Annotated in this window: 26 protein-coding genes; 10 read left to right on the top strand and 16 right to left on the bottom strand. The window is 41.7% G+C overall.

Going from position 1 to position 25,501, the window contains the following annotated elements:
• Positions 1–3 precede the first annotated feature (3 nt).
• The 3 genes from J3L18_RS12440 to J3L18_RS12430 form a co-directional block, all read right to left on the bottom strand.
• Complete coding sequence (locus J3L18_RS12440; protein ID WP_189549143.1) at positions 4–2,331, bottom strand: family 20 glycosylhydrolase; 2,328 nt, start codon at positions 2,329–2,331, stop codon at positions 4–6.
• A gap of 87 nt (positions 2,332–2,418) precedes the next feature.
• Complete coding sequence (locus tag J3L18_RS12435) at positions 2,419–4,329, bottom strand: AAA domain-containing protein (protein ID WP_129568770.1); 1,911 nt, start codon at positions 4,327–4,329, stop codon at positions 2,419–2,421.
• A 92-nt stretch (positions 4,330–4,421) separates the two neighbouring features.
• Positions 4,422–5,066: a response regulator gene (locus J3L18_RS12430; protein WP_129568769.1), complete on the bottom strand. Its 645-nt coding sequence runs from the start codon at positions 5,064–5,066 to the stop codon at positions 4,422–4,424.
• A gap of 447 nt (positions 5,067–5,513) precedes the next feature.
• Here J3L18_RS12430 and J3L18_RS12425 point away from each other — a divergent pair, with 447 nt between their 5' ends.
• A complete protein-coding gene (locus J3L18_RS12425) occupies positions 5,514–6,047 on the top strand; it encodes a DUF4142 domain-containing protein (protein WP_129568768.1) in 534 nt (177 codons plus the stop codon).
• On the opposite strand, the gene J3L18_RS12420 is transcribed toward J3L18_RS12425, so the two are convergent.
• Complete coding sequence (locus J3L18_RS12420; RefSeq protein WP_129568767.1) at positions 6,039–7,241, bottom strand: DUF763 domain-containing protein; 1,203 nt, start codon at positions 7,239–7,241, stop codon at positions 6,039–6,041. The genes J3L18_RS12425 and J3L18_RS12420 overlap by 9 nt on opposite strands.
• 151 nt (positions 7,242–7,392) lie before the next feature.
• Positions 7,393–9,303 carry an AMP-dependent synthetase/ligase gene (locus J3L18_RS12415; protein ID WP_129568766.1) on the bottom strand — a complete coding sequence of 637 codons (1,911 nt, stop codon included), beginning with the start codon at positions 9,301–9,303 and terminating at the stop codon, positions 7,393–7,395.
• A 146-nt stretch (positions 9,304–9,449) separates the two neighbouring features.
• Between J3L18_RS12415 and J3L18_RS12410 the strand changes: the two genes are divergently transcribed.
• Both J3L18_RS12410 and J3L18_RS12405 read left to right on the top strand, forming a co-directional pair.
• Positions 9,450–10,046: a short chain dehydrogenase gene (locus tag J3L18_RS12410; RefSeq protein WP_129568765.1), complete on the top strand. Its 597-nt coding sequence runs from the start codon at positions 9,450–9,452 to the stop codon at positions 10,044–10,046.
• 255 nt (positions 10,047–10,301) lie between these two features.
• On the top strand, positions 10,302–11,132 hold the full coding sequence (locus J3L18_RS12405) for a nuclear transport factor 2 family protein (protein WP_129568764.1): 831 nt from the start codon (positions 10,302–10,304) through the stop codon (positions 11,130–11,132).
• Between the two features lie 117 nt (positions 11,133–11,249).
• Here J3L18_RS12405 and J3L18_RS12400 read toward each other — a convergent pair whose 3' ends face one another.
• The 3 genes from J3L18_RS12400 to J3L18_RS12390 form a co-directional block, all read right to left on the bottom strand.
• Complete coding sequence (locus J3L18_RS12400; RefSeq protein WP_090526181.1) at positions 11,250–11,576, bottom strand: HesB/IscA family protein; 327 nt, start codon at positions 11,574–11,576, stop codon at positions 11,250–11,252.
• A 126-nt stretch (positions 11,577–11,702) separates the two neighbouring features.
• Positions 11,703–12,116 (bottom strand): Fe-S cluster assembly scaffold IscU, encoded by a 414-nt coding sequence (iscU, locus tag J3L18_RS12395; RefSeq protein ID WP_076378185.1) that lies wholly within the window; start codon positions 12,114–12,116, stop codon positions 11,703–11,705.
• A 123-nt stretch (positions 12,117–12,239) separates the two neighbouring features.
• Entirely contained in the window at positions 12,240–13,451 is a 1,212-nt protein-coding gene (locus tag J3L18_RS12390) for an IscS subfamily cysteine desulfurase (protein ID WP_112655203.1), read from the bottom strand.
• 110 nt (positions 13,452–13,561) lie between these two features.
• On the opposite strand from J3L18_RS12390, the gene mce reads away from it, so the two are divergent.
• From mce to prmA, 6 genes are all read left to right on the top strand, one after another.
• Entirely contained in the window at positions 13,562–13,966 is a 405-nt protein-coding gene (gene mce / locus J3L18_RS12385; protein ID WP_129568763.1) for a methylmalonyl-CoA epimerase, read from the top strand.
• Between the two features lie 219 nt (positions 13,967–14,185).
• Positions 14,186–14,434 carry a type B 50S ribosomal protein L31 gene (locus J3L18_RS12380; RefSeq protein ID WP_090524811.1) on the top strand — a complete coding sequence of 83 codons (249 nt, stop codon included), beginning with the start codon at positions 14,186–14,188 and terminating at the stop codon, positions 14,432–14,434.
• Positions 14,435–14,498: 64 nt separating this feature from the next.
• A complete protein-coding gene (locus J3L18_RS12375; RefSeq protein WP_129568762.1) occupies positions 14,499–15,683 on the top strand; it encodes a GlmU family protein in 1,185 nt (394 codons plus the stop codon).
• Positions 15,684–15,799: 116 nt separating this feature from the next.
• Entirely contained in the window at positions 15,800–16,564 is a 765-nt protein-coding gene (gene tpiA, locus J3L18_RS12370; protein ID WP_090524814.1) for a triose-phosphate isomerase, read from the top strand.
• 133 nt (positions 16,565–16,697) lie between these two features.
• The gene (locus J3L18_RS12365) at positions 16,698–17,168 is read left to right on the top strand and encodes a hypothetical protein (protein ID WP_129568761.1); all 471 of its coding nucleotides are present in this window, start codon (positions 16,698–16,700) and stop codon (positions 17,166–17,168) included.
• Positions 17,169–17,223: 55 nt separating this feature from the next.
• Positions 17,224–18,060 carry a 50S ribosomal protein L11 methyltransferase gene (gene prmA / locus J3L18_RS12360; protein ID WP_129568760.1) on the top strand — a complete coding sequence of 279 codons (837 nt, stop codon included), beginning with the start codon at positions 17,224–17,226 and terminating at the stop codon, positions 18,058–18,060.
• A gap of 131 nt (positions 18,061–18,191) precedes the next feature.
• Here prmA and J3L18_RS12355 read toward each other — a convergent pair whose 3' ends face one another.
• Both J3L18_RS12355 and J3L18_RS12350 read right to left on the bottom strand, forming a co-directional pair.
• Positions 18,192–18,833, bottom strand: coding sequence for an NAD(P)-dependent oxidoreductase (locus J3L18_RS12355; RefSeq protein WP_129568759.1), 642 nt, complete (start codon positions 18,831–18,833; stop codon positions 18,192–18,194).
• Between the two features lie 53 nt (positions 18,834–18,886).
• Complete coding sequence (locus J3L18_RS12350) at positions 18,887–19,294, bottom strand: Rrf2 family transcriptional regulator (protein ID WP_129568758.1); 408 nt, start codon at positions 19,292–19,294, stop codon at positions 18,887–18,889.
• Between the two features lie 310 nt (positions 19,295–19,604).
• Between J3L18_RS12350 and J3L18_RS12345 the strand changes: the two genes are divergently transcribed.
• Positions 19,605–19,946, top strand: coding sequence for a helix-turn-helix domain-containing protein (locus J3L18_RS12345; protein ID WP_090524822.1), 342 nt, complete (start codon positions 19,605–19,607; stop codon positions 19,944–19,946).
• Between the two features lie 23 nt (positions 19,947–19,969).
• Here the strand turns inward: J3L18_RS12345 and J3L18_RS12340 are convergent, their stop codons facing one another.
• The 6 genes from J3L18_RS12340 to J3L18_RS12315 all read right to left on the bottom strand — a co-directional run bounded on the left by J3L18_RS12340 (position 19,970) and on the right by J3L18_RS12315 (position 25,203).
• Positions 19,970–21,091 carry a GNAT family N-acetyltransferase gene (locus tag J3L18_RS12340; protein WP_129568757.1) on the bottom strand — a complete coding sequence of 374 codons (1,122 nt, stop codon included), beginning with the start codon at positions 21,089–21,091 and terminating at the stop codon, positions 19,970–19,972.
• Between the two features lie 85 nt (positions 21,092–21,176).
• Complete coding sequence (locus J3L18_RS12335; RefSeq protein WP_090524826.1) at positions 21,177–21,371, bottom strand: hypothetical protein; 195 nt, start codon at positions 21,369–21,371, stop codon at positions 21,177–21,179.
• A gap of 140 nt (positions 21,372–21,511) precedes the next feature.
• Positions 21,512–22,063 (bottom strand): SMC-Scp complex subunit ScpB, encoded by a 552-nt coding sequence (gene scpB / locus J3L18_RS12330; protein WP_091168021.1) that lies wholly within the window; start codon positions 22,061–22,063, stop codon positions 21,512–21,514.
• Between the two features lie 66 nt (positions 22,064–22,129).
• A complete protein-coding gene (gene mqnC / locus J3L18_RS12325; RefSeq protein ID WP_091168016.1) occupies positions 22,130–23,254 on the bottom strand; it encodes a cyclic dehypoxanthinyl futalosine synthase in 1,125 nt (374 codons plus the stop codon).
• Between the two features lie 125 nt (positions 23,255–23,379).
• Positions 23,380–24,882, bottom strand: a complete 1,503-nt coding sequence (locus J3L18_RS12320) for an ATP-binding cassette domain-containing protein (RefSeq protein ID WP_129568756.1) — start codon at positions 24,880–24,882, stop codon at positions 23,380–23,382.
• 96 nt (positions 24,883–24,978) lie between these two features.
• Positions 24,979–25,203 carry a hypothetical protein gene (locus J3L18_RS12315; RefSeq protein WP_090524834.1) on the bottom strand — a complete coding sequence of 75 codons (225 nt, stop codon included), beginning with the start codon at positions 25,201–25,203 and terminating at the stop codon, positions 24,979–24,981.
• Positions 25,204–25,501 lie beyond the last annotated feature (298 nt).

Here is a 25,501-nt window from a genome sequence, read left to right as displayed (position 1 = left end):
GTATCAATAATAAAGATCGGCTGCGTTAAGCTCCTTCTTTTCAAAACTTCCGGGTGCGGTAACATATACTTTAAGTGGTGCTGCACGTTGCCTGTACCTGCCGGTTGGGGGAGGCGGTGCGTTGTATATATACTTTACCTTTAATTGATGAAAACCTTTCGCCAGTGGCAGCGCATATTCGGTTTCTGTTAGTTGTACGCCATCAATAAATAATTGACTGGCGGCATAACTTGCAAGGGTAAAGTTATAAGTACCATCGGCCAATATATTCACGTAACCGTCATAAACTACACCAAAATTCGGGTTGTCTTTTTTCAAAAGCTCGGCATCCAGTTTATTGGTTGCTGATGAATCCTGTGCGGTAACGTAATTAAGCTGATCGGGCGAAGTGAACATGTTTTTTGCCCACTTATATTTAAGCCCTGGCATATTGACTGTGTAATTTACAGCAGGCATCAGTGTTTTATTATACATTAAAGTGCGTGTGGCTATGCTGCGGCGACCTGAAGGCGTAATTACCCTTGTCCTCAATTCCCGTTTTTCGTTTTGCGGGATGGAGAACGTGATGGGCCCGTCATACTGCAGATCGGTATCCAATGGGTCACGGCCGTTTAATGTATAATAGATCTTAGCGCCGGGTACCACCGATTTTAGCGTGTAAACAAAGTGCGGGCCTACTACCATGGTATCAATTGTTGTCAGCGCAGTAGGAACACGGTAGTTATAATTGATGGCATCAAGCCTTGCGAAATGTTTGGCGAGGCGTACTTCTGAAAAGTTTATATAGTCCTTGTTCTCCGGCTTGCTCCAGGCTACTTCTGAAAGGGCGAATACCCTTGGCAAGATCTGGTATTGAAGCTTGGCTACAGTAGGCACATACTCTGTCCACAGGTTGCCCTGGGTGCCTATTACATATTTCTGTTCGTCGGGAGTAAGCTGCTTTGAAACAGGATCATAATTATAAGTTTCCTCTAAAGTAGCGTAACGGCCAAATGATACCGGCTCCTGCGGCGAACTGCTTTGATAATGATCAAAGTAATTACCGGTGGTTTGCGGTGTCATGATCACGTTATGTTTTTGACGGGCAGCGTTAATGCCTCCTTCTTCACCTTGCCAGCTCATCACGGTGGCGTTAGGGGCAAGACCGCCTTCTAATATCTCATCCCAACCTATAATACTGCGGCCTTTGGAATTGATGAATTTCTCTATCCTTTGGATAAAATAACTTTGCAGTTCTTTTTCATCTTTCAGGCCTTTTTCCTTCATCAAAGCCTGGCAAAATGCCGATTGTTTCCATGGTTCTTTGCCGGCTTCGTCGCCACCAATGTGGATGTATTTGCTTGGGAATAAAGCCATCACTTCGGTAAGTACATCCTGTAAAAAGGTAAAAGTTTGCTCGGTAGGGCAGTATAGATTGTTAATATCGCGCGGGGCTTTCTGGCCAGCAACGGTATCGCATTTAAACTCGGGATAGGCACGTAAGGCAGCTTCTGAATGTGCAGGCATTTCAATTTCCGGGATGACATTGATATACCTGTCTGCAGCGAATTTTACCACGTCCCTGATCTGTTCCTGCGTATAGAATCCGCCGTAGCTAAGCGAATCGGGCCAGTCGCGGTTGCTGCCAAACATGGTTTGCTGACGGAATGCACCCACCTGCGTAAGTTTAGGATATTTTTTGATTTCGATACGCCATCCCTGGCCATCAACCAAATGCCAGTGAAAGGTATTGAGTTTGTAAGAAGCGATAAGTTCGATCACCTTTTTTACCTGCGGAATGGTGAAGAAATGACGCGATACATCCAGCATCATTCCCCGGTATCCAAAGCGGGGCGAATCTTCAATTATCGTGCAAGGTAATTTGTAAACGGCAGCGTTTTCAACCGGAAAAAGTTGCAACAGGGTTTGGATACCGTAAAACAGGCCTGCATCCTTACCAACTATGATGATATTACGTGGTGTGATAGTTAGTTTATAACCTTCCACGGGCAATTTATTGGCTCCCTTTGCAGTTAAGATTAGCCCCCTGCTTTTTGCGGCTTTAAGCTTTGAATTGTATTTAGCTACTTTAATATTCAGGTGCCGGGTATCCTGCAGATAGCTTTTTAGCCATAAAACAGCTTTATCTTTCGGATTATCGGCCTTGATTGCTATAAGCTGGCTAAATGTAAACGTGCCGCTATTTTTGGTAATGGAAGCAGGGGCAGGGATAATGCCCAGATGCGGATCATCGGTAGTGACCTGGGCCGATACTTTGTTTGTTTGCCCTAAAAAGATAAAAAAGCTTGCGAGCGTGATGAGTTTTGTTAAATAGTGTGCTTTAAAATTCATACAGGCGTGGATAATAATGAAAGGATAAATTTAACCATTATCCTATGCTGGAATGGGGCTAAGGCTTATGTAACAAACAATTGACGTTTAATCGTAGCCTGCGTAATCCCATGCGCTTTGATAGCCGTTTAGCTGTTCCGCATAACTGATCATATCTCCATAAAAAGGAGCATACGCAAGCGTTGAACTATCGCCGATTATTACCAGTTTTTTGCGGGCGCGGGTCATGGCCACGTTCATGCGGCGGATATCGTTCAGGAAGCCTATCTCTCCGTTGATATTGCTGCGTGTGAGGCTGATGTAAACCACGTCGCGTTCCTGCCCCTGGAAACTATCAATCGTGTTCACGGCAATTTTATCAGCATAAATCAGCAACTCCGGTGAATCCAGTAACAATTGGTTTAAAATCCTGATCTGCTCCTTGTATGGGGAAATAACTGCTATAGTTGGGAAGTTTTCTGTTGAATAAGATCCCGTGAGTTCGCTAACCAGCTTATGCAGGTGTTTGAACAGAAATGCGGCCTCTTCGGGATTTGCGGTGCTGGTGCCTTCCTGTTTCTCGTCGTAACCACAGCCTGCGGTATCAACGAAGCTTAGGGGCAAATCGCTCGGAAATAACAGCTGGTGGGCAACGGTGGGGTGTGCCTTTAACCTGTTGCCATAAAACTCTTTTGATGAAAAACCCATGATTGCTTCATTCATACGATACTGTTCTTCGAGCAATATCACCGCTCCGGGGTGGAGGGCAACACATTTCTCAAGCAGGGTAGTGCTAAGGCCATCCTTACCTGCCTGTTGCGATTTGATGGTAGGAGGGAGCTGCAAATGGTCACCGGCAAAGATCACTTTTTGCGCCTTCGATATCGGGATCCAACAGGCGGGTTCAAGCGCCTGACCGGCTTCGTCAATAACTACCGTATGGAATTTTAAATTGCGGATGGTATAATGGTTGGCGCCTACAAGGGTTGCTGTAATTATCTGTGCTTTAGCAAGCAGGTCCTCGGTAATAAATTGTTCGGTTTTATCAACTTCTTTAATAAGCTGGTGCGCTGCTTCAAAAAGCGCCTTGCGCTGGTCGCGTTCGGCTTTGCCAAAATTACGCTTGTATTTGTGCGCCATATTCTTATACTCTGAAGCCTGCTTTTTAAGTTTTTTAATCTCCTTCATATCGCTATGGGCACTTATCCTGCTATCTAAGGTTAAGGCCATCAGCCTTTCGGATACTCTTGCCGGGTTACCTATACGCAGTACGTTCAGACCTTCATTGCTCAGCTTTTCGCTTAGCAAATCAACCGCTGTATTACTTGGCGCTACAACAAGGATCTGTTGTTTGTTTTGCCTGATAAGTGCCTTGATAGCCTGTACAAGCGTAGTTGTTTTACCGGTGCCCGGAGGGCCGTGAACTATGGCGAGCTCCTGTGCTTCAATTATTTTTTGAACAGCCTGCTGTTGTGAAGCGTTTAAACCATTAAGCGGGTAATGAATTGTTTCGGGGATAAAAGCAGGCACACTTTGGCCGGTTAGCACCCGGGTGAGGTGGCCTTCTTTATGATCATCAATAAGCTTGGCAGATAGTTTGAGCGCCTTCTGCATCTCGTCATAGCTATTATCATCAAACAGCAGGTCGATGCCAAGCTTGCCGCTCCTGGTCCAGTCGGGCAGCTCGTCGGTATTCAAAGTTAATTTTAGCCGGTTGCCGCCCTGGTATGATACTGTGCCGTTTACACGATCGGTTTTAGGATCATGGTTGGAGAACAATGCTGCCGAAGCGCCGAACCTGAACTGGTGACTAAGGTCCTGGTGCGAAGGCCGTTCCACCTCAACAGTAAGGTAATCGCCGCGGCCTATTTCGGTGCCTTTTATGGCTATGGGGTACCATGTAAGCCCTGCCGCCCGGCGTTCGGCAGTTGAAGATGTTTCAGTTAGTTTGAGGTAAGCCTGGCGGTCTTCGTTCTGCTCAGTTTGTAATAAACTGAGCAGTTTTTTAAAATAGTCCATTTGCAAAGGTAAAGCTTAGCCCTGGCTTTTATGTAATTACACAAACACAAAAGGGAACTTGAATGTTCCCTTTTTATATCCTGATTAACAATTTATTGTTGCCAATTAGGTGCCTGTTTTGCTTCAATAACAATAGTGTTCCTTGAAAGCTCTTCATTTATCTTACCCAAAAAATGCCTTGTTAATGGTTTTGAAATAAAGCTTTTAACAAAGGGATATGCTTTAGCTCGTTTCTGATCGGCAGGATCAACGGAGTTTGAAATAATGTAAACCGAAACAGGTTTTACTAATGAACTGTAAATGTTATTGAATAATTTTAAAAATTCCCGCCCATCCATTCCCGGCATATCGAGGTCAAGAAAAATAATGTTGGGTATTTCTGCACGTTTATTACGGTTGTTATATAATGCTTGGTAAACAGGTTCCGGATCCATATAAAAGCTTGCATTTAACCAATTATCTTTCAATATGATTTTAACCGTTTCATGAAAAATAATGTCATCATCAATGATAGCAACCGAACGGTGCTGATCGTCTTTAATAAGATTGAGTATATCTTTTTTGATTTCGATAAGTAACGGGGACAAAAGTTCGGTACCGCATTCAATACAATTCAACGTACGTGATAACGCAACCTCAAGCGGTACTTGTATCGATAAGCAGGTGGCATCGTTATATATGGAGTTAGCGCAATCTTTATTGAAGCAATAACAAGTGATTTTTTCGGAGCTGGCCATAGTGTAAAGGTTTTTGTTTAGTTATTCATTTTAAATTGCCTCAACATTGATGCCCCTTGTTGGTTTGTAGTTAAATATTTACAAAGTAGCTTCTGTTTCGTCAGGATTGTTAAGGGCTGTAAAATTCAATTTCCTAATGCTGAGTTGGTTACAATTATGAACTAAAATAGTTGCACTTTAACATTTTTATAACTTCAGCTGTTAAGCGAATTAATTTAAATATAAAAAAGATTAACTATAAATACAAGTGTGTTTTTTTAAAACCCATGTGTATGTTTAAACTGACAATCCGTTTCTTTTTGAGGCAGCCATTGGCAGTAAAATATTAACTTCAAATACCTGTGAACAAGCTGTTTTAAACGATGATTAGATGCTGAGTTTAGGTGGAATAAGGATAAAAAACCACAGCGACTTTTTTTTGTTATATTGAAAAACTAAACTATTAACATGAGCCGATTAACCAGCTTTTTATTATTCCTGTTTGCTTTAGTGATAGCGCAATCATGTCAAAGTAACCGGCATGCCAATAATTATAACAAGGCCCTGGTTGACGACAACGGTTTATTGTTTATTAAAAACGGGGAAGAATCAACCCTCGCCTCTGTCAAAGCATCTGGTTTGGCAATCGCCAATTCAAAAAATCAACGCGTGATTCAATTTGCCAAGCTCATGATTGATGACCATACCATGCTGGCAGATGATTTTAAAAAACTAAGGACCGATAATTTTATTGCCGATTCGGTTGTTATTAGCCCTATGCATCGACAAATTATTAATGATTTGGATACAAAACGTGCCGACGCGTTTGATAAGGCCTACATCCAAGTGGTTATAAACGACCATACTGAACAAATAGCTTTATACAAAACGGCGGGAAAAGACCGGAGAAATACGAGCCTTGCCGATTTCGCAAATAAAATGTTACCTGGTTTACAGGCTCATTTAGATACTGCAAAGCTGATTAGCACTACATTAAAATAACTTTAATTGCTGCTCAACAGGTGGTTTGGATTTGCCAAAAACGGTACGGCCCCCATATTTCCACGAGTCGTTGCGTTCCTTTTCAATAACTTTATCAAAGTTGGCATTAGGTGTGAAATCTTTTTCGGCCCTTTCGGCTATTTGGGAAAGGCGTTTGATAGCTTCATTTTTATCGCTGTTGCCCATTTTTGCCTTTTGAATAGCGGTTTGCAGGGTGCTTAAGGTTTCGTCGTAAACTTTGGTAGGCACCGGGAAAGGGGCGCCATCTTTGCCGCCATGGGCAAAGGAAAACCTCGCCGGGTCTTTAAACCGGGATGGTGTGCCATGGATCACTTCACTTACCAGGGCCAGCGATTGTAACGTGCGGGGCCCTAAGCCTTGCAGCAATAGCAGATCTTCAAAATCTTTGGGTTGTTTTTCATGAGCCAGCCATAGTACGGCACCAAGGCGTTTCAGGTCGACATCTTTGGCATGCACTTCATGATGGCTGGGCATCACCAGTTTACTGATCTCATTGATCATGATGCCGGGGTTTTCGGCGGCAATCTGCATAACGCCATTGCGCGAACCATCCGCTTCCTTATCTGTCATGTTCAGGATATAGCCGCTGTTCTTACCATAGATAAAAGTATGCGGTGCGTTAACAAATGAGCTTAACTGTTCGGAATGCCAGTGGTATCTGCGGGCCGTACGGCTTACATCGCTCATGCCTTGCTGCACCACGGCCCATTTGCCGGTATTGCTTAAAATAAAATTATGCGTGTAAAGCTGGAAGCCATCCTGTATGGCAGTATTATCAACTTTGGCGCTCAGCTTGCTGCATTTCACCAGGTAATTTGCATCAAGCCCGGTGGTTTGGCTAACCTTAACCAGTTCGGCAGGTGTTTGAGTAGAGTGTTTACCTTTACCGCCACAGATATAGATGCCCAATTCGCGGCTGTGCGGGTTGATGGACTTTTTCAAAGCTCCCATTACAGAAGTGGTTATGCCTGATGAATGCCAGTCCATCCCCATAACAGCTCCCAAACTCTGAAACCAGAAAGGATCGCTTAGCCGGCGAAGTACTTCGTCCTTCCCGTAGTCCATCACAATGGTTTCCACCACGGCAAGGCCAAGCTTAGCCATCCGCTCAGCAAGCCATTGTGGTACATAGCCATAATGTAAAGGTAAGTCAGCACTTCCTGATCGCTTCATGCTAACAAAGTTAGTAAAAAAACAGAACCTTGATGCACTTGATTGAAGGATTTCCTGATACAAATTTGAACCTTGATTGGCCTGATTAACGATTACCTGATGGACTGCCTTTATCTATCAAGAAATCCTTAAATCCCAAAAATCATGGTTCTTAGTCTTCCTCCGTTTCCCCAACATACAGGTCATCAATATCGGCGGCATATTTCTTTTCGATAACCTTGCGTTTGGCTTTCATGGTAGGTGTAATCTCGCCCTCATCCATGCTGAAAGGATTGCGTTTTATCTTAAATGATTTGATGCGCTCAAACTTAGCCAGTTCATTACTGTGTTTCCTGATGTCGGCGCCTATCCAGTCAACTATTTCTTTATCGTCAATGAATACTTCAGGGCGTTCGAAGAAATCATCCTGGAGGTTAAAAGTTTCCTGCAGGCTCTCGCGTGCCGGCACAATGATGGCGGCAATGTATTCGCGTTTATCGCCCACTAAAAATACCTGTTCAATTTTGGGGCTCTTGAGGTAGGTGTTTTCTACCGGAGTAGGGTAGATATTTTTACCGTAAGCGTTCACCAGCATATTTTTGAGACGATCAGTAATCTGAAGATTGCCGCGGAAAAACCTGCCGATATCGCCGGTATGGAACCAGCCGTGCGAATCAATAACGGTGGCGGTTTCTTCGGGCTTGTTCCAGTAGCCTTTCATTACGCAATGCCCGCGAACAATGATCTCGCCTTCTTCGGTAAGGGTATCTTCTTTAAAGTTATCGTGTGTTTGTATGCTGTAAATATGTTTGGTATCCACATTTTGGATAGCCACTTCAATACCGGGAATAATACGGCCAACGGTGCCATAAATTACCCTGTGGCGTTCTGTAACCGCCATTACGGGTGATGTTTCGGTTAAGCCAAAACCTTCTAAAATTACAATGCCCAGGTCGCCAAAAAATTCACCAATGTTTTTAGGCAGTGCTCCGCCTCCTGATACCATGAATTTCAGCCGTCCGCCGGTTTTTTCCTTGATCTTGCTGAATACAAGTTTCTCAGCAATGCCGTGTTGTGCTTTTAGAATAACATTTGGCGATTTACCGGATTCCTGAACCAGGCGCACTTTTTTACCAATTTCAAATGCCCAAAGGAAGATTTTGGTTTTGAGGCCGCCTGCCGATGTGCCGCTTTTGATGGCTTTGTCATGAATACGTTCCAGTAACCGCGGCACGCAGCAAAGTATAGTAGGCTTAACTTCGGCCATGTTTTTTGCCAATAGCTCAAGGCTTTGGGCAAAGGCTATTTGCGAGCCCCGGTAAATGGCTATATGATAAATGGTGCGCTCAAATACATGCGATAGCGGCAGGAATGATAAAAATCTGTCGGTTTTTTCAACAAACGGAATCTGAATTAAACTATTGATCGCGTTTTGGGTAAGGTTATGGTGGGTTAGTACAACCCCTTTAGGTACCCCTGTGGTCCCCGAAGTATAAATGAGGCATGAAGTATCAGTTGTTAAGATAGCTTCACGTGCGGCATTAATAGCGTGGCGGTATTGCTCAAGCAATTTGCTGCCTTCGGCAATCACCTGGTCAAAACCAATTACGCCGGCATTTAAGCTTACCTTATCGCTGAATTTTTCAAAATCATCAAATGCCGGGATCAGGCGGATTAATTCCGGACAGTTGTTTGCCACTTTTAAAACTTTCCTGAACAAGAAAGGGTTGCCACAGATGATAGTACGAGCCCCTGAGTCATTCAGGATATATTCTATCTCGTTTTCGGTAAGGGTGGGGTATATAGAGGTGTTAACGGCACCAATCTGTTGCAGGGCCTGATCATAATAAACGTAATTAGGCCCGTTTTCAATGATGAGCGAGAGCCTGTCGCCTTTTCTGATACCAATATGCAGGAACCAGGCCGAAATCGCGTCTATTTTTTCTAAGGCTTCACCGTAGCTGATCTCTACCCAGGTATCTTTAATTTTATGAAGCAGGAAAGTATGATCTAAAGGATGGATTCTGGCAACAGTATTGCGAATGAAACTTGGAACAGTTGAAAGCTCGGTATTTTTACTCATTTATATAATCGGATATTGGAACAAATCTAAATCTATTTTTATAAAAACAAGCATTGACACAGGTATTTGACAGACAGGGTGTGTTTTACTTTGTGATGATGCGCATTTAAGCAAACAGTTATTAACTTGTACAAAAAACATATACTATGAAGATAATTATCATTGGTGCTTCGGGAACTATTGGCAAAAAAGTTACCGAAGCATTGCAAGGCAAAAACGAAATTATTACTGCAGGCTCAAAAAGTGGTGATTTTCAATTGGATATTACTTCACCCGAATCGATTGAAAGATTTTATGAAAAAGTTGGCCCGTTTGATGCGTTGGTGAGTACTACCGGATCGGGGCATTTTGGCCCGCTTGCAAGTACAACGCCGGCCGATTTTAAAAAAGGGATTGAAAGCAAGCTACTTGGGCAGATAAATCTTGTACTGATAGGCCAGCATCATATTAATCCTAAGGGCTCATTTACGCTTACCTCAGGTATCCTATCGGAAGATCCGGTTGTAAACGGCGTGAATTTGGGTACTATTAACGGTGGGCTAAATTCCTTTGTAATAAGTGCGGCCATTGAATTACAAAATGGTGTGCGGATCAACGCCGTAAGTCCGGGTGTTGTTGAGGATTCGCCCGGCTATTTTGAATACTTCCCCGGCCACGAGCCCGTTGCTATGGATAAGGTAGCCAACGCTTACGTTAAAAGCGTTCTTGGCGCTATTACCGGTCAGGTGATCAAAGTGTTTTGATAAAAACAAACTACATGCCATTGCGAGGAACGAAGCAATCGCACGGAAGTATAGCATGCGATTGCCACGCTTCGCAATGACATTATTTTATAATCTTCAAACTTTCCCTATCTTCACTTCATAATTACTATCTCCACATATAAAACAAGGGTTGCCTAAGGGCCCGGCCTGTTGATAAAGGTTTGGTGACACGCTGCATTCGCGGCAGTGTTTTGTATTGTTTCAAAATTTCCAATCAATTTTATTTAACCGGTAATGAAAATTACTCAAGTATTCACTTTGGGCATATGCTGTATTTTAATATGCGCTGCCCGTGATGCAAAATCTCAAACCTGTATGGATACCATAACCAATAAACAAAAAGTATTGTCCTTTTATAAACAAATAGTAGGGCAGCGTAAAACAGAGCTGATCCCCGAATTTACAGCCGAAGATTATAAACAACATAACCCTACCGTTAAGCAGGGGAGGGCAGGCATAACAGAAATGGTCAATTACCTGAAAACTTTACCGCCACCACCGCAGGATGCAAAGTCGCCAATAATAAGAGCGATACAGGATGGTGACTTAGTAGTGACTCATCTTGATATTTCATTTTTGGGGAGGCGGATGGCTGTGATCGACCTGTTTAAGTTAAAGGACGGTATGTTAACAGAGCACTGGGATGCTATCCAGCCACTCCCCGATGAAAGCGGGAAAACCATAACTGCCACCAATGGCACAACTGAAATTGATCATAATGCGTCTGCGGAAAATAGCAAACTTATTGTTGAGCAATTTTACAAAGTGATTATAGGTAAGCAATCTGCTAATCGGTTTATTGATACCGCTTACATCGAGCATGATGCCTCTGTAATTACGTCGGGTGTTGGACTGGCAGACTATCTTGCGGGCCCGGAACGGGCCGTTAAGATTCACAGGATTATAGCTGAAGGTAATTTTGCTGCAGTTCAATCACAGTTTAACAGGGACGGCAAAACGTTTGTATTTTATGAGATATTCAGGGTGGCTAATGATAAAATTGCAGAACACTGGAGTGTAGAGCAGGTTGTACCTGATGGTGTTATAGCAGAGGATATGTTTTAGTTAGTTCAGCTGAAAGCTGAAGCCATGTTAAACCCTGGGCTTGTGAAAGCCCGCGGCAGATTATGTAACAAAAAGAGGCGCTCATCGCGCCTCTTTTCAATTATTTTAAGGTTGAATTTATACCGAAAAACTTTCGCCGCAGCCGCATGTGCGACTGGCGTTAGGGTTGTGGAAATTGAAGCCCTTACCGTTAAGGCCGTCAGAAAAATCAAGTTCGGTACCTGCAAGGTACAGGAATGATTTCATGTCAAGCGCCATACGTACGCCCTGGTCTTCAAAAAACTGATCGCCTTTTTTCTCCTCGTTATCAAAATCAAGATTGTATGATAAGCCAGAGCAACCACCGCCCTGAACAGATACACGCAGAAAGTACGAGGCATCAAGCCCTGCATCCTGCATCAGGTGTTCTATTTTGCTTTTTGCTTTATCAGTTACAGTTACCATTTTTTTAGATTTGAGATATGAGATTTGAGATATGAGACCAAGTCACACCGCAAATCATCAAAATCAATTATACGTATACAAATCAGATATGAGTCTCAAATCTCACATCTAATATCTCACATCTTCTTAGTGATGTACTTTTTCGCTTTCAATTGGCGCTAAGCCGTTTTTAACGCGGAAATCATTGATCGCTGCTTTGATAGCATCCTCTGCCAAAACTGAACAGTGGATTTTTACCGGTGGAAGGGCAAGTTCTTCAACGATGTCCATGTTGTCGATTTTCATAGCATCATCAATGCTTTTGCCTTTAAGCCACTCAGTAGCTAATGATGAAGAAGCGATTGCTGAACCGCAACCGAAAGTTTTAAATTTTGCATCGGTGATAACATTGTTATCATCAACCTGGATCTGTAGGCGCATTACGTCGCCGCACTCAGGTGCACCAACTAAACCGGTACCTACTTTGTGGCTGCTTTTATCCAAAGTGCCCACATTGCGGGGGTTAGTGTAGTGATCGATTACTTTATCTGAATATGCCATTGTCTTTTTAATTATTGAATTAGTGAGTTAGTGAATTATTGAATAATTTAAACTCGTAATATTTATTCTTTTAGTATCTGAAATGGTAAATCCGAAATCGAAAATCCCAAATCCGAAATTAAATTAATGTTCTGCCCACTCAATTGAGTTAAGGTCGATACCTTCTTTAAACATTTCCCATAGTGGTGAAAGGTCGCGCAGGTGGGTAACCGCTTTTTTGGTTACTTCAATTGCGTAATCAACTTCTTCTTCGGTAGTGAAACGACCTAAGCCAAAACGGATAGAAGAGTGTGCCAGGTCATCAGACAGGCCTAAGCTTTTCAATACGTATGATGGCTCCAATGAAGCAGAAGTACAAGCCGAACCTGATGATACAGCCAGATCTTTCATGGCCATCATCAAACCTTCACCTTCAACATATTTAAATGAAATGTTGGCAACATGTGGTAAGCGGTGTTCAACGTTACCGTTTACATAGCTTTCTTCCAATACAGTTAAAGCCGACTGCAATTTATCGCGCAAAGCTGAAAGGCGTTTTGCTTCACTTTCCATTTCCTGGCCGCAAAGTTCGCATGCTTTACCTAAACCAACAATACCCGGTACGTTAAGGGTACCTGAACGCATACCGCGCTCGTGACCGCCACCGTCCATTTGGGCTGTAACTTTAACCCTTGGTCCTTTACGGCGTACATATAATGCACCAACACCTTTAGGGCCGTATATTTTGTGTGCTGATAAAGCCAAAAGATCAATACCATCAGCATTAACGTCAACAGGAATCTTACCTACAGCCTGTACAGCATCGGTCATAAATAATGCGCCGTGTTTGTGGGCAATAGCCGAAATTTCTTTAATTGGCTGAATAACACCAATTTCATTGTTGCCATACATAATCGATACCAGGATGGTTTCAGGCGTCATTGCCGCTTCTAAAACTGCAAGATCAACCAAACCATCTTCTTTAACTGGCAAATAAGTTACTTTGCCGCCCAGTTTTTCAACGTGTTTGCAGGCATCAAGTACAGCTTTATGCTCTGTAACGGTAGTTATGATGTGGTTACCTTTGTCTTTGTACATTTCAAACACCCCTTTAATAGCAAGGTTATCTGATTCTGTAGCACCAGAGGTAAAGATGATCTCTTTTTCAGATGCGCCTATCAATTTGGCTACCTGTTCGCGTGCGTAATCAACCGCCTCCTCTGCAACCCATCCAAACGCGTGGTTACGGCTTGCTGCATTACCAAATTTTTCGTTAAAATATGGTAACATAGCCTCCAGTACCCTTGGGTCCATCGGTGTAGTTGCATTGTTATCTAAATAAATTGGGATATTCATAGTCCTTTTGAAATATATTAACAAAACAAAGATACGCAAGTTTTTATTGAAATTCAGCTAAATTCCTTCGCAAATAACCAAAGCTGACCAATAATTTACAATATTTGGACATGAACAAAGTGGAGCACATTGGCATTGCAGTTAACAGTGTTAAGTTAGCAGGGGAAATCTACTCCAAATTGCTGAATACACCTGTATATAAAACCGAAACTGTTGAGAGCGAACATGTGGTTACCGCCTTTTTGCAAAGCGGGCCAAACAAAATTGAACTGCTCGAGGCCCTTAATGATGATAGCGCTATAGCCAAGTTTATAGCGAAAAAAGGCGAGGGGATTCATCATATAGCTTTTGAGGTAGATGATATTGAAGCTGAAATGAAACGCCTTAAAAATGAGGGTTTTGTTTTGTTAAATGATAAGCCTAAGCAAGGCGCAGATAATAAACTGGTTTGCTTTGTGCACCCCAAAAGTGCTAATGGGGTGTTGGTAGAGTTGTGCCAGGAAATGGCTGTCTGAATCAGAATTTACAGAATTTGAGAATTTATAGAATTGAAAAGCGTGTTTTACAGATGCTTAAGTTTAATTAGGCATGTTGCGGTTAGTATTATGTTAATCCTAAAATTCTGTAAATTCTGATTCAGATAATATTTTTAATTTGCTTTTCCAGTTTTCACTTTTATTATTACATTTGCACCTCTTTTAAGTAAAGTACAGAAGGTAAGTTTATATAATATAATGAAAAAAGATCTGCATCCATCAAACTATAGGTTAGTTGTATTTAAAGATATGTCAAACGACTACTCTTTTATCACTAAATCTTGCATCGATACCCGCGAAACCGTTAAATGGGAAGATGGTAACGAATATCCATTGGTTAAATTAGAGATTTCTCACACTTCCCACCCGTTCTACACCGGTAAAATGAAACTGGTTGATACTGCAGGTCGTATTGACAAATTCCGCTCACGTTACAACAAAAAGTAATTTTTGTTTAATTAATATTTACAAGTCCCGGCTTTGCAGTCGGGACTTTTTTTATTTTTGCGCCATGGCAATTATCCTTTTTGACGATAACGCACACCATACGCTGTTACCGCTTACCTATACCCGGCCGGTTGCCGATCTTCGTATCGGGATGCTTACCATTGCCGAAAAATGGGCCAGGCATTTAAAAAGCGCTTATTCTTTTCAAACGCTTGATTACTTAAAGATTAAGTTCCCGGTAAATATTGAGGCTGATAACGTTTTTATCAATGGCGCTATATGTCCGGATGAAAACCTGGTTGAAGCAATTGATAAACTACAAACCGGGCAGGCGCTTAAATACAATGATCAGTTAATAGCCGTTAAACTTAATGCCCCGGATGCGGAAAGTTTTGACGCTAATGCTGATTTTGGCGATGTGATAAACTATTCTAACCTTTTTTTATCGATCAAATACCCTGAAGATATTTTCAGAAAAAATGACATTGAGCTTCGTAAAGATTTTCAACTGCTTACTAAAGGACGAACAAGCGCGGCTATCAGTTCAACCAACGTTATTATAGGTGATGACTTTTTTGCTGAAGAAGGTGCTGTTGCCGAATGTTCGACATTTAACACAACTAACGGACCGATTTACCTTTCGGCTAATGCCGAAATTTGGGAAGGTACCCATATCCGCGGGCCATTTGCTATTTGCGAACATTCGCAGGTGAAAATGGGGACTAAGATTTATGGTGCTACCACCGTTGGGCCGTATTGCCGGGTTGGGGGCGAAATAAATAATTCGGTAATTTGGGGATATTCCTCAAAAGGTCACGAAGGCTACCTTGGCAACTCGGTTTTAGGCGAATGGTGTAATATCGGTGCTGATACAAACAATTCAAACCTGAAGAATAACTACGCCGAAGTAAAACTTTGGGATTACAGTACACAACGTTTCCGTAAAACGGGCCTCCAATTCTGCGGCCTCATTATGGCCGATCATGCAAAAAGCGGGATCAATACCATGTTTAATACCGGTACAGTAGTAGGGGTAGGGGCCAATGTTTTTGGAGCAGGTTTTCCGCGTAACTTTGTGCCCGACTTTTCATGGGGAGGCGCGCAGGGCTTCGAAGTTTATTTGATCAATAAAATGTTTGAAACCGCTCAGAAAGTATTCGACCGCCGCGATCACCGTGATTTTGATGAAATCGAACAGAATTTATTAACAGCCATATTTGAACAGACGGAGAAGTATAGGCAGTTTTGATTTTGGTGAGTGGTTGATTAGGTGAGTGGGGTAATATCACCATTTAATTGAACTTTATGAACTACTCACCTAATCAACCCAATCAACCATTCACTAATAAATAAAATAATAAAATCATGAGAAAGAAAATCGTTGCCGGAAACTGGAAAATGAACCTTGATTATAATGAAGGTTTAGCTTTATTTTCAGAGATCATCAACATGGTAAAAGATGAGGCTACCGGCACGCAGGAAGCAGTGATCTGCAGTCCGTTCATCCACATTCATAGCCTGGTGCAATTGTCAAAAGGTTATAGCAAAATTGCTGTTGGTGCACAAAATGCCCACCAGGAAGAAAAAGGTGCTTACACAGGTGAGATCTCTGCTAAGATGATTAAATCTACCGGTGCCGCTTATGTGATCCTTGGCCACTCAGAACGCCGCCAGTATTTTGGCGAAACCAATGCTTTGCTTGCCAAAAAAACGGATACTGCTTTAAAAAATGATCTTCGCCCTATCTTCTGCATTGGCGAAACCTTGCAGGAGCGTGAAGCCAATACACATTTTGATGTGATCAAAACTCAGTTGGTAGATGGTATCTTTCACCTTGATGCTGAAGCTTTTGCTAAATTGGTTATTGCTTATGAGCCGGTTTGGGCTATTGGTACAGGTGTAACTGCTACATCAGCACAAGCACAGGAAATTCACGAATTTATCCGTAAAGAAATTGCCGCTAAGTATAGCCAGGAAGTTGCTGATGCTACTACCATTTTATACGGCGGTAGCTGCAACCCAACCAATGCTGCCGAACTGTTTGCTCAGCCTGATATTGATGGCGGCCTTATCGGCGGTGCTTCTTTGAAATCGCGCGATTTTACGGATATTGTTAAAACGTTTAATTAATATTAGATATGAGATTTTAGATATGAGATATGAGAAAATGCTCAAACCTAATTTCAAACAGAAAAAGGGTTGGGCTGTTTATGAAAAATAAATTCTCAAATCTCATATCTCACATTTCAAATCTAACAGAAGCATGAAGCTTTTAAAAGTTCTTTTACCAGTTTTGGTCGATTTTGGCGTGTTTTGGGCGGTGGTGTACCTCAATATGCCCGATCACCCTATGCGCATTGGCGAAATTGGTAATGGTAACCTGTATAGCCTCATGGCCTACTTCAGCCTTTTTTGGACCTTATTGCTTGCAGATGGAGTCCTCACCCAGTACCTGATCATCATACCACTTTGGAATTGGGTTAAACATAAAGGAGCTTCGGCGCGCTTTATTGCCGGAAGCTGCATTGCCCTGGTTTGTATATTATTTGCCGGTGCCCTAAGCTATATTATATGGTTGCCCGAGGATGGATATAGCCCCCTGTTTAGTTTTTGGTGGTATATGACCGAAATACAAGTTGTTTACTGGATTGTTAACTTTGTTGTACTGTATTTGCTCGACAGGAAGAGGATAAGCGCAGATAGCGAGCCGGCTGAACCTGAAGCTGCCGCTTAAATTCTCTGCCGGCTGACCGGATTCCTGGTGAAGGTTAATGACGAAAAAAATCAAAATGAATTACTACGAACTGTTTTTTACCACCATCACTACCGAAGATTACCAGCAAGACCTGCTGATAAATGCTTTGGGTGAGATAGGTTTTGATACTTTTGAAGAGCTTGAGCTTGGCTTTAAAGCTTATATTCCCGAAGATGTTTTTGACCAGCAGGCGCTTGATGCACAACTTTTACCCTATAAAGACCTGTTTACTTTTAGTTACGAGATAATGCTCATTCCGCAAAAAAACTGGAACGAAGTGTGGGAAAGTAATTTTGAACCTATAGAGATAGGGAATAAGATTTATGTACGGGCAACCTTTCATGAACCAAAGCCTGAGTTTGATTATGAGATTGTTATTGATCCTAAAATGGCGTTTGGTACCGGCCACCATCAAACCACAGCTATGATGCTGGGGCTGATGCTTGAAAATGAATTTGCCGGTAAAAAAGTGCTTGACATGGGTTGCGGTACGGGGATCCTTGCTATTATGGCAGCCAAACTGGGTGCCGACGATATCACCGCCATTGATTATGACCAGGTTTGTTACGAAAGCACCATCGAAAATTCGGTTTTGAATAATGTGGGTAATATTAAGCCGCTGTGTGGCTCAAAAGAAGTTATCCCGGATGAGCAATATGATACTATCCTGGCCAACATCAACCGCAATATCCTTATCGACCAGATGCCGCGTTATGCTGAAGCGTTAAAGACCGATGGTGAGATTTACTTCAGTGGTTTCTATGAATCGCCAGACTTGGATATCATTACCGACGAAGCCCGCAAATATGGCCTGAAATACATTACCCATAAAAAAGATAAAGAATGGGTAGCTGCTAAGTTTATTAAATGAACCTTGATTCGTAGGATTTTACGATGGCCTGATTTATTGTAGCAAAAAGAAAAGCTTATGAAGAATAAAACTTCATAAGCTTTTTACTTTCTATCAGGGGAATCCTAAAATACTGCAAATCAAGGTTCTGGCTAATATCCCACAGTAAACCTTCTTTTCACAAACTGGTTGTTTTCCAGTTCATCCAATATAGCAGCTGCCAAATCTTCAACCGAAATTTCGTGTTCGTGCTTGTCATTAAACACAGGCTCATCCGTACCGTTGCGGTATACGCCTGTGCGGGTGCCAGGATGCAGGTGTATAGCCGGGCTCAGGAAGGTCCAGTCTAAATCTTCTTCTTTTTTGATGATGTTCAGGTAATCGCGGGCCGCTGTGGCGCCTGTTTTCCATTCGGCGGGGAATTGAGGGCTGTCAACTAATTGTACGCCAGGAGCAATAAAAAGGCTGCCTGCACCGCCTACCACTAACAGGCGGCTTACACCAGCTTGTTTAGTGGCCTGTTGTATAGCCTCTGACCCTTTAATAAAATCATTGTACAGGTTAGGATTAGCCCAGCCGGCGTTAAATGAGTTTACAACAGCATCATGACCTTTCAATGTTTCGGTTAACTCATCAACGTTATATACATCGGCGGTTTTGAGTGTTAATTTAGGGTTTTCAATATCTGTTTTCGGGTTACGGGCTATGGCAGTTACCTCGTGTCCACGTTGTAATGCTTCGTTTAAAACAGCTTTGCCTACAAAACCTGTGGCTCCAATTAATGCGATTTTCATTGTTTTTGCTTTTATATTGTAATTAAATTTGTTACAGTTTGTTTTAAATTTTTTTAATCAAATTGATTTACAAAATCAAAAATGGTTATGGTGCTTAGTTTTGTGATAATGGCTGCTTCAACCTCATCGGCCAAATGATCAAGATGAGCGCCAATTTGCTTGCCGACAGGGCAGGCAGGGTTGGGCTTATTTTTAGCCTGGCCTAAAGCCGGCGGCAGTTTTACAGCTTTATAAACATCGGCAAGGGTTATTTTTTGAGGGGGGAGGGCAAGGCAATAACCGCCTGTTTTACCTTCCTTGCTTTCAATAAGCCCGCAGGCGCGTAATTTGCGCATTTCTTTACGTACCAGAACAGGGTTTACGTTCATGCTGCCGGCAACATAGTCAGACGATAATAGCTCGCCCGGTTGTTTACAAAGCAGGGTTAATACATGGGTTGCTATTTGAAATTGTCCGTTCATTTATCTGTAATAAAAAATATTACAGTACAAAAATGAAATTTTAATTTTAAAAAGAAGAATTTTTTGCGCTTTTTTGCGCACTAAATTACAATGGGATGAAAATCCAGACCTAAATTACTCGAAAAAAATACCGTGTAGCAGGTATGTTTTAGAATGATTTATTTGCTTTAATTTAAGGGATTTGCCAATCGCAACAATTAACTACACTTTAAAATAAAAAATTACGCAAATTAGTTGATAATTAGCGTGATAATAAATATTATTGTAAAGTAATTAACTTTTGCGAAACCTACACTATTAATTTAACCAAATGAAAACTCTCGGAAAAAAAATCAGATTATTACGTCATCAAAAGGGGTGGAGCCAGGAGGATGTTGCAAAGAGATTGGATATTTCAATTCCTGCTTTCTCAAAGATTGAAACAGGGATCACTGATATTAATTTATCAAGGCTTGAGCAGATAGCAAACCTGTTTGAAATGTCAGTAGTTCAGTTGCTTACATTTAATGATACCGAACAGGATCAGAAATTTGTTAACGAGCTTGAAACCGTTAACAAACGCTTAATGGACCGTGAAACTGAAGTAATCGATTTGCAGAAAAAAGTAATTGAGCTATTTGAAGAACTTCGACATTCAAAAGTAACCGCATAATTTGGTGGCCCGGTTTGGCCGGGCTAATCAAAAATGTAACGCATTGTTAAATGCTTTTTGCCAAATGTAGCGCCAACTGCTTCATGGATGGCTATCATTTTGTCGTTAAAATCGCCTACCCAGGATAGTTCAAGCTCATCATAACGCTTGAGAGGCAATACATATTCCTTTAATTTTATAAACATAGCCGACTCGAGGCCATGCTTTTGGTACTTTTGTTTTGTGCCCATCACAATAGCCCGCATGCGGGATACCCCTTTCCAGCGGTAGTATAAAAATTTGAGCTTACCTATCAGGTTCAGTTTGCCGTTTAGCGGTTTAAGCATCTGGTTGGCATCGGGTAAAATGATCATAAAAGATGCTGGTTCATCGTCAACGTAAGCAAACCAAATCAATTTTTCGTCCATTAGGGGCTTCATTTTTTCGAAGCTTTCCATGATCGTATCGTATGTGATAGGAACAAAGTTTTCGAAATCTTTCCATCCATCGTTATAAACCTCAATGAAATCAGCTGCGAATTTTTCTATTTTTTTCATTTCAAAATGCCTGAAATCATACCCGGGCTTTTTGGCTACCCAATTAGCTATTTTGGTAAACCGCTCGGGGAAAGGTTTATGAGCGTCAACATGGTTAGTGATCTGCGAGTACAGTGTTTTAAAGCCGTACTCATCAAAAAAGGCCTTGTAATACGGATGATTATAGTTCATTCCATAAGAGGGCGGGGTGAAACCTTCAACCAGCAAGCCCCAAAAATTGTCGTTTTCGCCAAAGTTGATGGGGCCGTCCATGGCTTTCATGCCGTTTTCCCTAAGCCAGTTTCTCGCGGTATCAAATAAAAAAAAGGCAGCTTCTTTGTTATCGATACACTCAAAAAAACCCATACCGCCGGTTGGCTGCTCGTAATTGTATGCCTTTTTTTCATTAATAAAAGCAGCAACCCGGCCAATTAGATGGCCATTGTCATCTGTCAGGATCCAACGGGTACATTTACCATGTTGATGAAAGTTGTTTTTTGCCGGGTTAAATACAGCTTCAATATCATTATCAAGCGGGCAAACCCAGTTATCGTCATCTTTATAAATGATGCGGACCACATCTAAAAAAGCCTTTTTTGTTGCTTTGTCCTTTACTTCTGTTACTTTCATTTATTGTACGCTACCGGTAGATAATAAAAAAAGCATCCAGAGGCATAGTCTGAATGCTTTGTAAAATGTTATGTATTAAAAAGAATTAATAGTCGTCTTCGTCGTCGTCATCGAATGACTCGTAACCCCTGCCCAGATCATCATCTAATGGTCCGTCAAAATCATCATCATCGTCATCAACTACCTTCTTTTTCACTTTTGGGTCAAACTCATCATCATCATCAGGATCATTATCTGAGTTTTCGATCTTTTTAGTGTTCGGTTTCTTTGGCGCTCCCATTGTAATGGATTTTATAAATTAAACTTTGTCAATAATAATAATTAAAATCAGATAAAGAAAAGCGTTTCTAAAATCTTTTACCCTATTGATTCAATAGTAAAAATAATGAAAAATGGTTTTTTTTAAAACAGAAATTAAAATTATTCTGATTGCTCGCCAATGGTGGCCGTGTTGTTTGTAAAGTCCTTAAGTTGAGGTAATTCCTCAATGTTGTTAATGCCAAAATAGTCCATAAACAAAGCACTTGTACCATAAAGGATAGGTTTTCCGAGCCCTTCTGATTTGCCAATTATAGCTATTAGCTCTTTTTCGAGTAACTTTTGGATCGAATAATCGCAGTTTACACCCCTGATCTGTTCTATATCGGGCTTAGTTACGGGTTGTTTGTAGGCGATGATAGCCAGGGTTTCCAAAGCGGCCTGGCTTAGTTTTTTCTTTGACCGTTGCAGCTGCAAAAGGTTAATAACAGCATGATATTCCTTTTTTGTGAGGAATTGATAGCCGTTGCCAATTTTAACCAGCTCAATAGCTAAGCTATGATGCTGGTATTTTTCGTGGATCCTGCCTATAGCATCGGTTACTTCTTGTATATCAAAATCACGCTCAAAAGCAGCCTGGAGGCAATACATGATCTCTTCCAACCGGATTGCCTGCTCTGATGCAAAAATTAGGGCCTCTATGTATTGTTCCATTTTTAGTCAGTGGCAGTTGCAGTTTTTAGTAGCAGTTATTTTTTCACTGCTACTGCTACTAAGGGCTTAATAATTTATAACCTGTTCTTCAATTTCAACGGGAATTTCGCGCCACTCGTATCGCTGGGTACGAAGCTGGGGCTCAAAGCCGGCTTCTTTTATGGATTCCTGGATGCCTTTAGCAGTAAACCTGTGAGGTGCACCAGCTGCGGATACAACGTTTTCTTCAATCATGATCGATCCAAAATCGTTAGCACCGGCGTGCAAGCAAATTTGGGCAACCTGTTTACCCACGGTAAGCCATGAAGCCTGAATATTTTTTATATTAGGCAGCATGATCCGGCTCAAGGCAATCATGCGGATATATTCGTCGCCGGTAACATTATTGGTAATACCGCGTACTTTACGTAAGAGGGTACCATCATCCTGGAAAGGCCAGGGGATAAATGCTATAAAACCATAGTTGCCTTCAGGTTTTTCGGCCTGTACCTCGCGGATCCAAACCAAATGCTCAAAGCGCTCTTCAATAGTTTCAATGTGGCCAAACATCATTGTAGCAGATGTTGGCAGGTTAAGTTGGTGAGCGGCACGCATTACATCAAGCCATTCCTTACCGCCGCATTTGCCTTTTGATATCAGTCGGCGTACGCGGTCGTTCAGGATCTCGGCACCTGCACCCGGTAATGAATCCAGGCCTGCTTCCTTCATTGCTCTTAGTACCTCAATATGCGCCATGCCCTCTAATTTGGCAACGTGCGCAATTTCCGGCGGACCTAATGAATGCAGTTTTAATTTCGGATAAAGCTGTTTCAGTTCGCGAAAAAGATCGGTATAAAATTTCAGTCCCAGATCGGGGTGATGCCCGCCCTGTAACAGCAGTTGATCGCCACCGTACCGAAATGTTTCCTCGATCTTCTTTTTATAAGTTTCAATATCAGTAATATAGCTTTCCTCATGACCAGGACGGCGAAAGAAATTACAAAACTTGCAATTGGCTATACAAACGTTGGTAGTGTTAACATTACGGTCAATTTGCCAGGTAACCTTGCCATGCGGAACCTGTATTTTACGAAGTTCGTTGGCAGTGTACATCAACTCGGCAGTAGAGGCGTTGTTATACAGGTAAACGCCTTCTTCAAGCGTTAAAAAATCAAACCGCAAAGCGCGCTGCAACAGATCGGCTGTATTCATATCACGCAAATATACGCAAGTTGGTAATTTGATTTTAACGGCTGTTAAATAATTGACAAATAAATGTAATGGTGCAAAACAGTCGTTCATCTAAAGCATTCACCTTTAGCCTTTAGCCTTTAGCCTCAAGAAACTACCTTTCCCTTATCCAACCTCAAAACTTTATCAACACTGTTGGGTATTTCATGCTGATAGTGGGTAACATAAATAAGTGTAACATTGCCCAGGCTGCAAATGGTATCAACCAGGTTTTTAAAGTGGAGTTGCTGATGATCGTCCATTCCCTGGCAGGGTTCATCAAAAATAAGCAGTGCCGGATTTTTAATGAGCGCCCGGGCAAGCAGACAGAGGCGTTGTGCACTTGCCGGGATGTTTTTGAGCAATACACGCGCGTACTTTTCAATTTCCAAAGCCTTCATCCATCGTAAAGCAACCTCTGCACGGTCTTTATTGCTTGGCCTGAATAAGCCGAGGGTGTCGTAATAGCCCGACTCGATTACCTGCAAACTGCTATTATCAGTAGGGAAGTACTGATGCAGTTCGGGCGATACGAAGCCGATCTTTTTTTTGATATCCCAGATGCTTTCGCCTGTCCCGCGTTTTTTATCAAATAAAATAATGTTGTTAGCATAAGCCTGTGGGTTATCTCCGTTGATTAAGCTTAGCAACGTTGATTTGCCTGCCCCGTTAGGACCCAGCAAAGCCCAATGTTCTCCAGGGTTAATCTGCCAGTTTACATCATCCAGCACCACCTTATCGCCATACTTAATGTGTACCTGATCCATTTTTACAATGTGCTTGTAAGTGGCAGGGTTTTTATCGATGTTGAGTAAGGCATTCAATTCATTGGTATCAATTGTATCGCTTTTGTCCTGCTCAAAAAGTTCTGCTTTAAAATCCTGTTTTAGGCTTTCGTGGATAATAGCCCCTTTGCTTAACACGGCGACGTGGGTAATAGCTGTTGGGATTTCATGGATAGAGGTGGCTATTATGATGTTAATACCTGATGCCATGATTTGCTCAATAATGCCATTAAATTCTTCGCGGGTTTTTATATCAAGGCCGGTTAGGGGGCTGTCCAGCATTAATAGTACTGGATTTTTAAGCAGGGCGGCTGCCAGCATCAGGCGTTTGGTTTCGCCGTTTGATAGTTTAATGATCTGTTTATTGAGCAGTGGTTCGAGCCGTAATAATGAAACTACTCTTTCAAATGTCCAGGATGTATCGGTGCCGGGAAAGTGCGGTATCGTATTAAGATAGTCTATAACGGTAAGCGCATCTTCCGAATCGGATGAATTATAGCGTTGCTGGTAGTAGAAATCAGTAGTGTTTGAAAGATTGCGGAAATGATGTTTAGGCTCAACCATGGCTATAAGCTTATGTGGCGTGGCAATATCACCGGCCTTGAAAAATTTGGAGTACTCATTCCAGAAATGATAATCTATTTCACCCCCTGTGATATTAAAACGCCCGGCTATGGTTTGTAGCAGGGCACTTTTCCCCGATCCGCTTTCGCCGATAAGAGCCCAGCTTTCGCCTTTTTTTATACTAAAGCTTAAGCCGGTAAATAATGTCGTATTTAAAAAACGTACAGTTGCTTTATTTATTGATAGAAGTGCATTTGTCATAGCTTAACCAGTAGAGTAGCGTGTAAATGTACTCATCTGAGTTAAGCCATAAAAAATTTTTGTGGATTTATGGCGCTTGCTATCCTTCTCCTGTAATTAAGCCGTGCGTTTTAAGGTTTCAGTTGTAGCCGGTATTTCATTGGCCTTTTTGTTGAGCCGGTTCCAGGTGGCAAAGTCGATAGTGAGCGCTTTTACAAAGTTTTTGCAGCTCTTGTTAGGGCATGTAAGTACCCAATATTTTTTATGCTGTTCAACATGAGGCCTGTTACCGCATTTAATGCAGTTTTCACATTGAATGTTTGGTTGTACCGGTATTATCATAGTTGGTTGGAGATAAATTGTTAATAAATTATTTTATGCTAAACGCAACAAACCTGCTGTAGGCAGCCGGTGTAAACATGTAACCTTCTATAATCTTTAAATTATTGATATGTTTAATTGGTTTATAACTAATTATGTTATGAACGATTAATGGCAGTGTTTGGTTTTAAAATTTGAGGATTATTTAGAAATTATTTCGGCTATTAAATTCCGGCTAAAAGCGACCGCTTATTTATTATCTGCAGGCATCATTGTATACATACCTATACAATTAATTAGCTAAAATATACCGCTATTT

Source organism: Mucilaginibacter gossypii, from assembly GCF_017569325.2.
Taxonomy (GTDB): Bacteria; Bacteroidota; Bacteroidia; order Sphingobacteriales; family Sphingobacteriaceae; genus Mucilaginibacter; species Mucilaginibacter gossypii.
This window is presented reverse-complemented; position numbering and strand designations above follow the sequence as displayed.

Excerpts from the sequence above, each read along its gene's own strand:
- J3L18_RS12440 (WP_189549143.1), bottom strand. The coding sequence starts at position 2,331 with ATGAATTTTAAAGCACACTATTTAACAAAACTCATCACGCTCGCAAGC.
- J3L18_RS12435 (WP_129568770.1), bottom strand. The coding sequence starts at position 4,329 with ATGGACTATTTTAAAAAACTGCTCAGTTTATTACAAACTGAGCAGAAC.
- J3L18_RS12430 (WP_129568769.1), bottom strand. The coding sequence starts at position 5,066 with ATGGCCAGCTCCGAAAAAATCACTTGTTATTGCTTCAATAAAGATTGC.
- J3L18_RS12425 (WP_129568768.1), top strand. The coding sequence starts at position 5,514 with ATGAGCCGATTAACCAGCTTTTTATTATTCCTGTTTGCTTTAGTGATA.
- J3L18_RS12420 (WP_129568767.1), bottom strand. The coding sequence starts at position 7,241 with ATGAAGCGATCAGGAAGTGCTGACTTACCTTTACATTATGGCTATGTA.
- J3L18_RS12415 (WP_129568766.1), bottom strand. The coding sequence starts at position 9,303 with ATGAGTAAAAATACCGAGCTTTCAACTGTTCCAAGTTTCATTCGCAAT.
- J3L18_RS12410 (WP_129568765.1), top strand. The coding sequence starts at position 9,450 with ATGAAGATAATTATCATTGGTGCTTCGGGAACTATTGGCAAAAAAGTT.
- J3L18_RS12405 (WP_129568764.1), top strand. The coding sequence starts at position 10,302 with ATGAAAATTACTCAAGTATTCACTTTGGGCATATGCTGTATTTTAATA.
- J3L18_RS12400 (WP_090526181.1), bottom strand. The coding sequence starts at position 11,576 with ATGGTAACTGTAACTGATAAAGCAAAAAGCAAAATAGAACACCTGATG.
- iscU (WP_076378185.1), bottom strand. The coding sequence starts at position 12,116 with ATGGCATATTCAGATAAAGTAATCGATCACTACACTAACCCCCGCAAT.
- J3L18_RS12390 (WP_112655203.1), bottom strand. The coding sequence starts at position 13,451 with ATGAATATCCCAATTTATTTAGATAACAATGCAACTACACCGATGGAC.
- mce (WP_129568763.1), top strand. The coding sequence starts at position 13,562 with ATGAACAAAGTGGAGCACATTGGCATTGCAGTTAACAGTGTTAAGTTA.
- J3L18_RS12380 (WP_090524811.1), top strand. The coding sequence starts at position 14,186 with ATGAAAAAAGATCTGCATCCATCAAACTATAGGTTAGTTGTATTTAAA.
- J3L18_RS12375 (WP_129568762.1), top strand. The coding sequence starts at position 14,499 with ATGGCAATTATCCTTTTTGACGATAACGCACACCATACGCTGTTACCG.
- tpiA (WP_090524814.1), top strand. The coding sequence starts at position 15,800 with ATGAGAAAGAAAATCGTTGCCGGAAACTGGAAAATGAACCTTGATTAT.
- J3L18_RS12365 (WP_129568761.1), top strand. The coding sequence starts at position 16,698 with ATGAAGCTTTTAAAAGTTCTTTTACCAGTTTTGGTCGATTTTGGCGTG.
- prmA (WP_129568760.1), top strand. The coding sequence starts at position 17,224 with ATGAATTACTACGAACTGTTTTTTACCACCATCACTACCGAAGATTAC.
- J3L18_RS12355 (WP_129568759.1), bottom strand. The coding sequence starts at position 18,833 with ATGAAAATCGCATTAATTGGAGCCACAGGTTTTGTAGGCAAAGCTGTT.
- J3L18_RS12350 (WP_129568758.1), bottom strand. The coding sequence starts at position 19,294 with ATGAACGGACAATTTCAAATAGCAACCCATGTATTAACCCTGCTTTGT.
- J3L18_RS12345 (WP_090524822.1), top strand. The coding sequence starts at position 19,605 with ATGAAAACTCTCGGAAAAAAAATCAGATTATTACGTCATCAAAAGGGG.
- J3L18_RS12340 (WP_129568757.1), bottom strand. The coding sequence starts at position 21,091 with ATGAAAGTAACAGAAGTAAAGGACAAAGCAACAAAAAAGGCTTTTTTA.
- J3L18_RS12335 (WP_090524826.1), bottom strand. The coding sequence starts at position 21,371 with ATGGGAGCGCCAAAGAAACCGAACACTAAAAAGATCGAAAACTCAGAT.
- scpB (WP_091168021.1), bottom strand. The coding sequence starts at position 22,063 with ATGGAACAATACATAGAGGCCCTAATTTTTGCATCAGAGCAGGCAATC.
- mqnC (WP_091168016.1), bottom strand. The coding sequence starts at position 23,254 with ATGAATACAGCCGATCTGTTGCAGCGCGCTTTGCGGTTTGATTTTTTA.
- J3L18_RS12320 (WP_129568756.1), bottom strand. The coding sequence starts at position 24,882 with ATGACAAATGCACTTCTATCAATAAATAAAGCAACTGTACGTTTTTTA.
- J3L18_RS12315 (WP_090524834.1), bottom strand. The coding sequence starts at position 25,203 with ATGATAATACCGGTACAACCAAACATTCAATGTGAAAACTGCATTAAA.